Source organism: Microcoleus sp. N3A4, from assembly GCF_036701805.1.
In the GTDB taxonomy this organism is placed as follows: domain Bacteria; phylum Cyanobacteriota; class Cyanobacteriia; order Cyanobacteriales; family Microcoleaceae; genus Microcoleus.
In genome coordinates, this window is record NZ_JAUBRJ010000066.1 from 1 (window position 1) to 12616 (window position 12616).

8 protein-coding genes are annotated in these 12616 nt (G+C 48.5%); 3 read left to right on the top strand and 5 right to left on the bottom strand.

Going from position 1 to position 12616, the window contains the following annotated elements; all coding sequences use genetic code 11:
* Positions 1–200 precede the first annotated feature (200 nt).
* The 3 genes from QUA56_RS28220 (at position 201) to QUA56_RS28230 (ending at position 4854) form a co-directional block, all read left to right on the top strand.
* The gene (locus QUA56_RS28220) at positions 201–1685 is read left to right on the top strand and encodes a polysaccharide biosynthesis/export family protein (protein ID WP_333364757.1); all 1485 of its coding nucleotides are present in this window, start codon (positions 201–203) and stop codon (positions 1683–1685) included.
* Between the two features lie 149 nt (positions 1686–1834).
* On the top strand, positions 1835–4171 hold the full coding sequence (locus QUA56_RS28225) for a polysaccharide biosynthesis tyrosine autokinase (protein ID WP_333364760.1): 2337 nt from the start codon (positions 1835–1837) through the stop codon (positions 4169–4171).
* Between the two features lie 317 nt (positions 4172–4488).
* Positions 4489–4854: a response regulator transcription factor gene (locus QUA56_RS28230; RefSeq protein WP_039886668.1), complete on the top strand. Its 366-nt coding sequence runs from the start codon at positions 4489–4491 to the stop codon at positions 4852–4854.
* A 66-nt stretch (positions 4855–4920) separates the two neighbouring features.
* Here the strand turns inward: QUA56_RS28230 and QUA56_RS28235 are convergent, their stop codons facing one another.
* The 5 genes from QUA56_RS28235 to QUA56_RS28255 all read right to left on the bottom strand — a co-directional run bounded on the left by QUA56_RS28235 (position 4921) and on the right by QUA56_RS28255 (position 12309).
* The gene (locus QUA56_RS28235; protein WP_333364763.1) at positions 4921–5418 is read right to left on the bottom strand and encodes a hypothetical protein; all 498 of its coding nucleotides are present in this window, start codon (positions 5416–5418) and stop codon (positions 4921–4923) included.
* Positions 5419–6008: 590 nt separating this feature from the next.
* A complete protein-coding gene (locus tag QUA56_RS28240; RefSeq protein WP_333364766.1) occupies positions 6009–8945 on the bottom strand; it encodes a response regulator in 2937 nt (978 codons plus the stop codon).
* Between the two features lie 510 nt (positions 8946–9455).
* Positions 9456–9683: an ATP-binding protein gene (locus QUA56_RS28245; RefSeq protein WP_333364850.1), complete on the bottom strand. Its 228-nt coding sequence runs from the start codon at positions 9681–9683 to the stop codon at positions 9456–9458.
* A gap of 242 nt (positions 9684–9925) precedes the next feature.
* Complete coding sequence (locus QUA56_RS28250) at positions 9926–10408, bottom strand: response regulator (protein ID WP_333364768.1); 483 nt, start codon at positions 10406–10408, stop codon at positions 9926–9928.
* Positions 10384–12309, bottom strand: a complete 1926-nt coding sequence (locus QUA56_RS28255; RefSeq protein WP_333364771.1) for a CHASE3 domain-containing protein — start codon at positions 12307–12309, stop codon at positions 10384–10386. Before QUA56_RS28255 ends, QUA56_RS28250 begins: the two co-directional genes overlap by 25 nt.
* Positions 12310–12616 lie beyond the last annotated feature (307 nt).

A 12616-nucleotide genomic window follows, 5' to 3' on the forward strand; every position in this document is an offset into this window, starting at 1 on the left:
CAACAGTCAACAGTCAACAGTCAACAGTCAACAGTCAACAGTCAACAGTCAACAGTCAACAGTCAACAGTCAACAATTCCGGAGGAGTGCAACCGGAATTGATATCATCTGCCTGAGAAAGGCTATAGCTGCGATCGAGATGGCATTTGAATTGTGACGGATTAAACTAATGAAGGAACCCAAAAGAAAATAGGTAGCCTGTGGTTAACGCCGAATTTCCTAAACAAATTACCGCGCCAGTCTTGAGTTTAACGTTGTGCGCGATCGCCGCCAACGGTGTTATTGCCGCCAGATTTCCCCTCGCTGCGGCGGCACAAGTGCGATTGCTGCCCGAAACAGCCATTGCACAATCTGGCGGCGTTCGACGATCGCCCGAAAGCTACAAACTCGGCGGTGGCGATCGCATTCTAGTAGAAATACTCGAAGTACCAGACCTCACCCGCAACTACGAAGTCCTTTCCGACGGTTCAGTCAACCTACCCCTGATCGGCCTGGTCTCCCTCCGCGGCCGCACCTTAGTAGAAGCCACGAACATCATCCGCAACGCCTACCGGCGCGTCCTCAAAGACCCCATAGTCACCGTCAGCCTCGTCGCCGCCCGCCCCCTCAACGTGGGCGTCATCGGAGAAGTTACCAGGCCTGGAAACTTCACCATCACCCTGACTGCTGGCCCGGGAGTCACGCCGAGTGTCCAGTACCCCACCGTCACCCAAGCGATCAGACTCGCAGAAGGCGTCACGGGTGTCGCCGACATCCGCAACATCCGCGTCCGCCGTCCCCAACCAGACGGCCCCGATCAAGTGCTCAACGTCAACCTGTGGAGATTCTTGCAAGAAGGAGACATCTCTCAAGACATCATTTTGCAAGACAGAGACACAATCGTGATTCCCACAGTCGCCAACTTCAACCAAGCAGAAGCTCGCCAATTTGCGACAGCCAACTTTTCGCCGCCGCCAGAAAAACCTCGATCGATCTCCATCGTCGGCCAAGTCACCCGCCCGGGGGCTTACGTCGTCATCGGCGGCAACACCACAAGCGACCTCAGTCGAGAAGGTTTCCCCACCGTCATCCGCGCCATTCAGCTAGCCGGCGGCATCACCTCCGAAGCCGACATCCGGCAAATCCAAGTGCGCCGCGTCACCAGAAGAGGCGAACAAATTATCCCAGTCAACCTGTGGCAGTTCCTGGAGTCCGGCGACGGCGCCCAAGATACCATCCTCCAGGAGGGAGACACGATCGTCGTTCCCAAAGCCACGATCGTCAACCCTGCAGAAGCTGGGGTGCTGGCTAACACTAACTTTGCTCCCCCCGGGATTAACGTTTTTATAGTAGGAGAAGTCACCACAAGCCTCGATCCGCTGAGACTCCCAGCTAATGCCACGCTGAATCAAGCTTTAATTTCCCGAGGATTTTTTGGCTACGGTAATACCAGAGCTAGAAGGAATCAAGTTGAGCTAGTCCGCCTCAACAACGACGGTACAGCTACTAAACGGACGATCGAAATCGATTTAACTCAAGGAATTAACGAAGAACTCAATCCTCAACTTCGCAACAACGACATGATTATCGTATCCCGCAGCGGTCTCGCCAAATTGGTAGACCGCATGAACACTGTAATCGGGCCTGTCGGGCCAGCTACCGGAGTGTTAAATTTTATAAGCATTCTCAGATCTTTATTCAGGTAAGAACGCTGGTGGTGAGGTGGATAATTCCTGGGAAAGGCTAAAATAAACTAAACAATAGGATTTCCCAGTCGCGGCGCGGCAGCTTCAAAAATATCACCATCAAAAATATCAACCTCAAGAATACCCACTCAAGAATACCCAGGCTGAATATGGATAACAGACAAGATTACCAACCCTTCACACCCAAATCAAATGGCAAACTGCCGGACTTTTCGGCTCAGAACTACAGAGATAAATTCGTCGAGGAGACAGAGGAAGAAAAGCTAGACTTGTCCTGGCTCTTAGGCGTCCTGCGCCGCCGCATCCTGGTCATGGCAGCAGCCACCATTGCTTTGAGTGCCCTCGCAGGAGCAGCGATCGTCATCACTTCTAAAAATATCACGATCGAGTATGAAGGTTCCTTTTCTCTGTTAGTAGAACCAGCCACCGCAGAAGGTTTGCTATCCAAACAATTAGACAACACCGTCGCTGCTGACTTAGCAAAAATTAATATAGAAGGAATTAGCTTAGTAGACTACGAAACCCAAATTAGGATTTTGCGAAGCCCCAAAATGATGCAGCCAGTGCTTCAGCAATTGCGAGCTGCGAATCCCAAAATGACCTACAGCGAACTGATGTCCAAACTGTCGATCAACCGCATCAGCTACACCAAAGATGGCAAACAGCAAGGCACAAAAATTTTAGAAGTTCAGTACAAAGATTCAGACAAAGACAAAATTTACCGCGTCTTGGATAAAGTTTCTAAAGCTTATTTAGAGTACAGCTTGCAGCAGCGACTGACTGGCATTAATCAAGGCATTAAATTTATAGATATGGAGATGCCAAAGCTGCGAGAAAGAGTCGAAGTTTTGCAATTGCAAGTCCAAAAACTGCGCCAGCAGAGCAACTTGTTTGACCCCCAGCTAGAGGGCAAATCTCTTTCAGAACAAGTGCAAAGCATTCGGGGTCAGCAAGTAGCAATCCGAGTACAGCTACAAGGGATGCGGAACCTCTACCAAAGCTATGAAAAATTACTCAAGGAAAATAATCCCCAGGGGCTGCTGATGACCCAAGGACAAGCTTATGCTGGACTGTTAGGTCAAATCCAGAAAATTGACTCGGATTTGTCAATGAAATTAGCTCAGTACAGAGAAGACAGTTTGCCAGTTTTAGCACTGAAAAAAACTCGGGAAGAACTGATTTTAACCGCCACTCAACAAGCAAGAGAAGTGGTGATGGGAAATTTGGAGACCCAAATCCAAGAATTGGCAGCGCGCGATCGCGAAATGACAGCTTTGCAAAAGGATCTCAACCAAAAAATTAGAACTTTTTCAGTGACAACGCGACAATACGACAATTTACAGCGGGAACTGCAAGTAGTTACTAAAAGTTTCTCGGACTTCTTGGCAAAACGAGAAGCCTTGCGGATCGATGCGGCTCAGCAGCAAATACCCTGGGTGCTGATCAATCCTCCAGAAATTCCGCTAGACAAATTCGGCAGGCCGATAACAGCTACCGTCAAACAAACCAAAAAACAGTTAGCGCTGGCTGTAATTTTAAGCGGTCTGCTGGGCATAGCAGTCGGCTTGCTCGTAGAGGTACTAAATACTGTTTTCCACACTCCAGAATCACTGAGAATGGCCACCAGATTGGCGATACTCGGGGTAATTCCGTTTACCAAAAAAGTCAAGCGCAGAAAGGCACCCAGACCGAGGCAACTAACATCGGCTCGATCGAAGTCGAAGGTGGAAGTTGTCGAACCGGGCGAAGCTAAACCTACTGTTCCGATGCTCGGGGGGCCAAGTATTTTGAGCGACTTAGACTATCAATTTTTAGAAGCATTTCGATCGCTCTACACGAACATTCACTTGCTCAGTACAGGAAGGGCGATTCGATCGCTCTTAGTCAGCTCGGCTGTAGCCGGAGACGGCAAATCTACAGTAGCTTTGTACCTGGCAGCCACAGCAGCAGCAGTCGGACAGCGAGTATTGTTAGTAGATGCAGATTTGCGCTGCCCGCAACTGCACGTTAAGTTAGGACTGCCGAACGTGCGAGGCCTGGGCGATGCCATCTCCACAGATCTCAGCCTCAACGACGCGATTCAGCGAGCGCCGAACCAAGATAATTTGTTCGTACTCACCGCCGGTCAAATTCCCCCCGATCCGATCAAGCTGCTTTCTTCCAAAAAAATGCAGTATCTGATGGAGCAATTTCAAGCATTTTTTGACTTAGTGATTTATGACACCCCCCCGCTAGCCGGCTTGGCAGACACCCACTTGCTCGCAGCTCACACAGACGCTACGATTATGGTCGTGCAAATTGGGAAAACAGACCGATCGCAAGTTCGCAAAGTTTTAGAAGAATTAAAAATGTCTGGAGCTTCTATCTTGGGAATAGTTGCTAACGGCTGCAAAAACTCCGGTCACAGCTACCGCCAGCGCCCGGTCGTTTTAGAGACGCTCTACGACCAAAAACTATCGGCTTTAGGTACGAAAAATCATAATTAGACAAATTTTGATGCAGGCGGCGCTGCGCCGTCCTCGACCGGAAACGCACAACCAAGCTACACCCTGATTTTTTAATAAAAGTACCATTTGAGAAAGAAAATGATAGACTAACGGACAGAGCCTCGTGTGTCAACCGAGATTGCGCGGATCTTTATTTCGCGATAATTACTCAGAAAATGATTGAGAAATCAGCCAAAGTGGGTAAACTACATCTAGCAGAGCGCAATCTCAATCAGGAAAAGACACCTTTGAAGGTAAACGTTAATGTAAACGTTAATGTGAACGTTTCAACCCAGAAACTTGGTAGGGATTATTCTATGAGTACAGTTATGGTTGTTGATGATAGCGTCACTCTGCGGGAGATGATCGCCGACTTGCTCAAAGGTAGAGGACTCAACGTCACGGTAGCTAGTGATGGCGTAGAAGCTCTAGAGCAAATCAAGGCCAACCGCCCGGATTTAGTCGTTCTGGATATCGTGATGCCCCGGATGAACGGCTACGAAGTCTGTCGCCGGCTCAAAAGCGACCCTAAAACTCAGAATTTGCCGGTGGTAATGTGTTCGAGCAAAAGCGAAGAGTTCGATCGCTACTGGGGGATGAAACAAGGAGCCGACGCTTACATCGCCAAGCCATTTCACCCTCAAGAATTGGTCGGAACTATTAAGCAACTGCTGCGGGGTTGAGGTAGAGGAATAGGGACAGGAAAAAAATTGTCTTCAGCGCTGATTATTTCTGCTCCCGCAGCCTCTCTAAACTACTCGATTGACAATAGTCCAAACATCCCCGTCCGATCGCACGTAGGGAACATAAATAGTCTTAAAACCTGTAATAAAAGGCTTGTAATAAACCTGCCAGTAGCTGGGGCTAATTTGGTCGGCGATGGCTTTGAGTCCCTTCACTTCCGCCGCCAGTTCCGCCGCCAGTTCGTTAATCCGTTCCGCGTGTCCCTTAGCGAGCTCTCTTCCTTCTTCAACTTGCTCCTCCATCGGACTGATTCTTTGCAACTTTACCGACTGCTGCTGTTTTTGATTCAGTTGAGCAGACAGAGCCGCGATCGCATCATCAATTCCCTTGACTTCTGCCGACACTTGTGCTGTTTCCCTGGCGTGACGGCGGTAAGCATCGGCGATCGCTTGGGGCGAATCCCCGGCGGGGACGATCGACGCAGTGCTAAGCTGCTGGCGTTCCCGGCGCAATGCCTCAATCTGAGAGCAAATAGCCTCTATGTCTGTCTGAAGTTTGTCCACCTAATTACCGTGGTTGTTGGATCTTTTAGCATATTAACACAAACCAATCAGCTAATCGGCATTGAAATTGCATATTTTGGGCGTTGCTCAAAGCCCGCACCCAAGCAGAAGTTGAATAGTTTTAAAAATACAAAGTTTTATATTTTTGAGTTGAGGATTACCGTCGAGATCGAGTCCGGTTATATCAATTCCGGTTGCACCGGAATTATTGTTGACTGTTGACTGTTGACTGTTAACTGTCAGTCGAAAAACTGAATGATAGTTGAGTATTGACTGTTGATGCGATTTTACAATTCCTATGCTAGCGGAATTGATATTAATCAGCTCGTGTCCGGTAAAATCAGCATTATACGTTTATAGTAAAGAATGCAAGTCCGAGCGAGTTTGATGAGGATTAAAGCTGTCATTAGATTTTAGATTTGAGATTTGAGATTTTGGATTGACTTGCGCGAGATAAATTCGGGGGCTTGAGGATTTTCGATTTTCGATTTTGGATTGATTCCACGGATAAATCGCGTGGCGGGTACCACCTTTGAAATTCTTGGTCGCTACAAACACAATGCTCAATTCCAAATTCCAAATTCCAAATTTCAAATAGAGTTTTTTAAGTTGTTAGCGCCGGCACGGCTCAACTTGACTATAGTCTCTACCAAGACATCGGGTTGCACGGGTTTAGACAGATGCCGATCGAAACCCGCAGCAAAAGCACGATCGCGGTCTTCATCCCTAGCATAAGCCGTCAAAGCGATCGCCCAAAATTTCCCTCCCCTTTGGGCGTTCAAAGAGCGCAGCCTTCGCAGCAGCGAATAGCCGTCTTCCTCCGGCATTCCGATATCGCTGACCAAAACATCCGGCACAAACTCCGAAGCCACCTCAAACGCCTCAGCAGCAGACGATGCAGCCATGACAGCGGCCCCGGAATCTGCCAAGACAAACCTCATAAATTCCCGCGAATCAACCTCGTCATCAACCAGCAAAACCTTAACTCCCAGTAAATTACCAGCGCCAGCCAACACCTGCGCTTCCTCGCCGGCGATCGAATTTACCTGCATCGAAGGGAGACGGAAAGTAAAAGTCGATCCCATATCCAGTCCCGGACTCTGGGCCCAAACCGTACCGCCGTGGAGTTCCACCAACTGCCGGACGATCGCCAGACCCAACCCCAAACCGCTATGATTGCGAGTAATCGTAGCATCCGCTTGCCGGAAAGAATCAAACACGTAAGGCAAAAAATTCGCAGCAACCCCAATTCCCGTGTCCGCAACAGCCAGCTCAACCTCCGCATCAACTTGCTGCAGCCGGATTTCAACTCGCCCCCCCCGCGGCGTAAACTTAATCGCATTCGTCAGCAAATTCCAAATCACTTGCTGCAACCGGCCGGGGTCTCCTGATACCCAAAATCTCGGATTTAACTGAGATTCAGGATTGCCAGAAACCTCCCCGGGTTCGGAAAATTCACCAGTCTCCAAGCCCAAATCGATAACTGCAAACTGCAAATCGATCGACTTAGCATCGGCGGCCAACCGCACCGTATTCATCGCTCCTTCCACCATCGAAATCAAATTTACTGGACTTGGATTCAAAGTCAACTTGCCGCGAATAATTCTCGAAATATCCAGCAAATCATCAATCAATTGAGTTTGCAATTTAGCATTTCGCTCAATAGTGGACAAAGCCCGCCCAGTAGCAGCCGGACTTAAACTGCGGTGCTGCAGCAGTTGCGCCCAGCCCAAAATCGCGTTTAAGGGCGATCGCAGCTCGTGAGAAAGAGTTGCCAAAAACTCATCTTTCATCCGATTTGCCTGCTGAGATTCCTCGTAAAGCCGGGCATTGTCGATCGCCGCCGACACCGCCTGAGCCAACTGCATTAAAATACTTTGGTCATCTTCGGCAAACTCCCCCTCGTACTTGTCCGACAACTGAATCAATCCCAGATTTCTGCCGTCCCGAGCCGTCAGCGGTACCGCCAGCCAGCCCCGCATCGGCGGGTGCTTGCCCGCAGCCTTGCCGAACCCCCGCCAGGCCGGGTGAGATTCTAACTCGCTTTGAGTCATGCGTATCGCCTGTTGGTGCTGGCAAACTTCCTGGTAAATGCCCGTACCGTCTGGCTCTTCGCAGTAATCTTGCCACGCGGCGTATTTTTCTGACATCGAAAACTTGCTAATTCCCGCATCCCAGTTGGCGGAAGGGTTGAGGTTGACGGCTACCTGGTGGACTTCAAGAATAAAGCGGGCACTATCTGCCGCTAACTGAAGTATTTCTGCCACCGACAGCGTGGAGTTGATAGCAACTGACGCTGCAGTTAACTTTTGCAGGCGGCGCAAATACGACTGCTCGCGCGCCAAGCCGCGCGAGCGGTCGTATTCTAACTGTTTGCGAGCCGTAATGTCGATCGTCACGCCGAACAGCCGAACAGGTTTGCCGGATGCGTCAAAAACCATCCGCCCTTTGTCGTGAAGCCAAATCACTGAGCCGTCGGGTCGCAGTTTGCGGTATTCCGACTCGTAAACTCCCGTGCCCCTGAATGCGGCATCCAAATCTGCCAAAAAGCTTTCGCGGTCTTCTGGATGCACCGCATTCTTTTTTTGCTCAAAAGTACCAAAGGTGCTGTCTGGGCCCAAACCCATCTGTGTTTCGGCATTGGACGAGCGGCGGAATTCCCCCGATGCCATATCCCAAGTAAAAGCGATCGTGTTAGCTGCTTCTAGCGCAAAGCGCAAGTTTTCCTCGCTTTCTTGCACTCTCGCTGCCGATAATTTGCGATCGGTAATATCCCAAACCACGCCGCTCGATCGCACCGATTGACCCGTCTCATCATCAAAAAACTTGCCCCTAGTGGCGATCCAGTGCAAGCTGCCGTCGGGCCAAATGACTCTAAATTCGTACTTGTATTCTATTTTTTTTTCTAAAGCAAAGGCAATAGCCCGGGCGATCGAGGCCTGGTCATCCGGGTGAATGCAGGCAAAAAACGCCTCGTAAGTTCCCGCAAAACTGCCTTTTTCCAACCCGAATAACCGTTCGTGTTCCTCCGACCAAACCACCTCACCACTTAATAGATTCCAATCCCAAGTTCCCAGTTTCGAGGCTTCGATTGCCACCCTCAGCCTTTCCTCCGAAATTGCCAACTGCGCTGACGTTTTCTCGTAGTTCTCGCGCAACTGCTGTTTTTTCCAGCTTTCGCCCACGGCCCCCGCCAGCCGCTGGAAATTTCGCCCTTTGAACACGTAATCGCTCAAACCAGCTTTCATAGCTTCGACTGCCACTTGTTCGCTGCCGCTGTCAGTACACATAATTACCGGACAATTTGGGTAGCGGGTTTGAACTTGTTTGAGAATAGTTAATCCGTCGCTCCAGCGCAGTTGGTAGTCGGTAATTACCATGTCAAAACCCCCGGTCGCCAGGATTTGTTCGAGAGTTTGGGCATCTATAGCCGACTTAATTTCTATATCTGGAAAAGTTTTCCTCAGTTCTCGATCGATCATCAGGCGATCGTTCGGGTTGTCGTCGATTAACAGAATAGATAGCATGGGGCTTTTAGTTTTTGTATTAGGGCAAACATGATTAATCCTAAGAATATGTTAGAACTATTCAAATAATTTCAATATCTAGTTGTTTGGTTAATCTCACATCTTGCACGATTGTCAGCAACAGGCTTTCCGGCCTGTTCCAAAAAGAGCAAATTTTCTCGCTTCACAGGCATCTTGCCTGTTCCTAAAAGCTTATTGAGAATGGTGCAACATCTCAGGTTAATTCGACTTGCAAATACGTTGATTGTATTTGCTTGTATTTTATTGTATCTCACAGCTTGCACAATAGCGTCGATCGCAAAATTGATGTACACCGAAATGACCGTGTTGCCAAGCTTTTTAATTTTGATTGGGTACCCGATCTACTCAAGAACTGCTATATCCTTCTCCCCAAAGCCTGTAAACAAGTGCATTAAACGCTCAGTCCGGCAAGGGTTTTAACCCCTGCCGGACTGCGGGTTTAATCTTAAGTTGACAATTCTGTCCTCTTGTCTCTTCCTTCTGCCTTCTTTAAGACTCGCATTTGCGTAATTTGACCCAGAATCGAGTATCGATTCCCAGAGTCGATTCCAGCCCGATCGCGCCGCCCATTCGATCGACTCCTTTGCGGGCGATCGCCAGCCCAATGCCTGGCCCGGGATACACTTCTTGACCGTGCAGGCGATCGAACAATCCAAAAATCCTGTCATGAAATTCTGATCCAATTCCAATGCCGTTGTCTTCTACCCAAAGATAGATATATTCCTCTCAGCTTCTGCATAAAATCGCACCTGCGGCTCTATTACCAGAATGTGTACCACTTTAACAATTGATAATTTGGCTGTTAGCTAAAGTAATGATCGATCGCTCATCATGAAAATGTTGGAGGTCGCCCCTTTAAGATGATACAGGACGGGATTCCTCACTAGAAACTTAATTCACTGGTTACGACTAAGAGCCTAGTAACGAAGAAACCAGCAATAAACACCGGGAAAATCCCACTACAAACCAGAAAAATCGATAAGTTCCGGCAGTTCGGTATGGTTGAGCCAATACTCGCTAAAACTCTGCATCATTTCTAATAAAGAAGCAAAGCCAACTGGCTTAACCAAATAAGAATTTACCCCTAAATCATAAGCTTGAGTGACATCAAATGTTTGGTTAGAAGAAGTAAGCATAACCACCGGCAAGCGTTTTAGTTCCGGCTGCTGCTTCAGCCAAACCAGAACCTCGTGACCCGATCGCCTGGGCAATTTCAAATCTAGTAAAATTATCGCAGGTAAAGGATAGCGATCGCGATCGCAGTATTCTCCGTCACCATTTAAATAAAAAACCGCTGCATCTCCATCTCGGACAATTTGCAGCGAAGTATTAGTAAAAATTCGATCGCGAAAAGCCCGCTTCATCAACAGAATATCAACGGGATTATCTTCCACCAGCAAAATCGTCTGCATTACTTTCATGCCTTCCTCAAATTTATCCAAAATCGACTGCCTTGTCCTAATTGAGATTCCACACCAACTTGACCGCCCATGCGATCGGCTCCTTTTTGTACAATAGCTAATCCTATACCAGTTCCGGGGTAAGACTCGATACCGTGCAGGCGTTCAAAGACGCGAAAAATGCGTTTTTGATGTTCTGGAGCAATACCGATGCCGTTGTCTTCTACCCAGAGACGGATGATGCGCTCGGGCAATTGGCAAGAGGCAATCAGTAACTGCGAATTCTCCCACTTTCCTACTGCCTCACTTTCCCATTCTCCCCGTGTCTCGCTGTCGGTTTCTCCCTCTTGAGACAGCTCAATTTCCTCAGCCCATATCTGCACTTGTGGCGATGCGCCTTCCACAAATTTTATAGCATTAGTCAGCAGATTTGCGATTACTTGAACTAAAGTAACTCGGTGGGCAATTACTGCAAACCAAGGCGATCGAATACTGATTTGAGCGCCGCTGGATTTAGCGTCGGCTTGTACCATAGCAATTGCCTCGGCGACAGCAGATTCTAAGTCTAAAACTTGCAGCGATAAATCACTGCGGCTGAGGCGGCTGTAAGCTAGCAAATCTTGGATCAATGCTTCTAATTGTTGCCCCGAATTAACAATTTGCTGGGCGTATTCTTGACCGAGTTCGTCGAGGAGGTCGCGATAATCTTCTAATAAAGCTTCAGCTAATCCCTGCATTCCCCGCAGGGGAGCCCGCAAATCGTGGGCGACGGTATAGGTGAAAGATTCTAATTCTTCGTTAGCTGCTTGAAGTTGATTGGTGCGGAGTTGCACCCGCCGTTCTAACGTAGCGTTGAGCATCCGAATTTCCGCTTCTGCTTGTTTGCGCGCAGTTATGTCAATGGCGGTACTAATTACTAAATTTCTGCCGTCGGAAAGCTTGCCTAAAGGTGCGGAATAAAAATCCCAAATTCGAGTTTCGCCGCTGGCTGTGGCAATCATGTATTCGCCTACTGAAAGGCGCGCGTTTAATTGGTGCAGCCGATCGATATCTGCTTGCACTAGCGATTTGCGGCTGTGGTAAGCTTTTTCTGTCCAATCTTCAATTGTGGGAATTTCTGAGGATTCGTAGCCTGAGAGTTCTGTCCAAGCGCAGTTGATTTGCAAAACTTCTCCGTTTTCAGCGTGCAGCATAATTGGCAGCGGTGCGTTGACAATGGCGCTGCGAAAACGTTCTTCGGTTAATTCTAGGGAGTGGCGATCGTGCTGTAGCTGTTCTAACAGTTGATTTTGCTTGATTTCGGCATTGTCGCGCAAAGTTCGATCGCGCTTCACCAAATAGTAAACCAACACCATCAACAGGAAATTTACAAAAGCAGCAACGGTAAAAGTCAGGATTGTCAAATTAGCGCTGGCTTGAGATTCTCGGGCGCGCTGCTGCAATAGCTGAGTTTCTTCGGCTACCATTACAGCTACCTGCTGCCGAATACCGCCCATGAGTTGCGTTCCCCTACCGCTTTTTACTTGCCGCAGGGCTGCTGCTAAGTTTTGTTTGCGCCGCACATTGATGGTTCCTTCGAGTTCCGCTAATTTAGAGTCGATCGCAATTTTCAAGTTGCGAATACGCTGTTGCTGCCGGTTGTTGTCAGCGGTTAATTGCTGCAATCCGACTACTTGTTCGTTGACGCGGGCGATCGCACTTTGATACTGTTTTAAATACCCTTCTTCTTCCGTCAGCAAATAACCGCGTTGTCCGGTTTCAGCATCTTTTAAGGTGGAAAGCGTGGCTTCGAGTTCTGTTAAAACTTGGTGAGTGTGGCTCACCAAGCGTTCGTTTTCGACTAACTTGAGAGTGTTGCGGTAGGAAGTTGCCGCATTGAAAATTAGCAGCGCCAAGGCGATTCCAATGCCTGCGGTGATTTGGCGAGTCAGCGATTTGTTCATGAAATACTCGGCGTGCGAGTCCTGCCTTTTTTATTTTAGCTGGATGCGGGCGATCGAATTTTTTGATCGAGCGGACACGGCCAGTCGATTTGAGATTTTAGATTTTAGATTTTAGATTTACTTGCAGCGTATCCGCTCAATAATCCGGGGTAAATCGCTCAACGATGCACCTCAAATGACGCAAAATCCTTCGTGAGTGGGTAGTCCGCCCCGAATTATTGAGCGGATACCTTGCAGCTTTGAATCTGGGAACTCTCACAAGAGTCTAAGATTTTGGAATCTCCACGACGATTCTCGGGGCTTCCGT

Coding starts and splice junctions, on each gene's coding strand:
- QUA56_RS28225 (WP_333364760.1), top strand. CDS start 1,835: ATGGATAACAGACAAGATTACCAACCCTTCACACCCAAATCAAATGGC.
- QUA56_RS28230 (WP_039886668.1), top strand. CDS start 4,489: ATGAGTACAGTTATGGTTGTTGATGATAGCGTCACTCTGCGGGAGATG.
- QUA56_RS28240 (WP_333364766.1), bottom strand. CDS start 8,945: ATGCTATCTATTCTGTTAATCGACGACAACCCGAACGATCGCCTGATG.
- QUA56_RS28255 (WP_333364771.1), bottom strand. CDS start 12,309: ATGAACAAATCGCTGACTCGCCAAATCACCGCAGGCATTGGAATCGCC.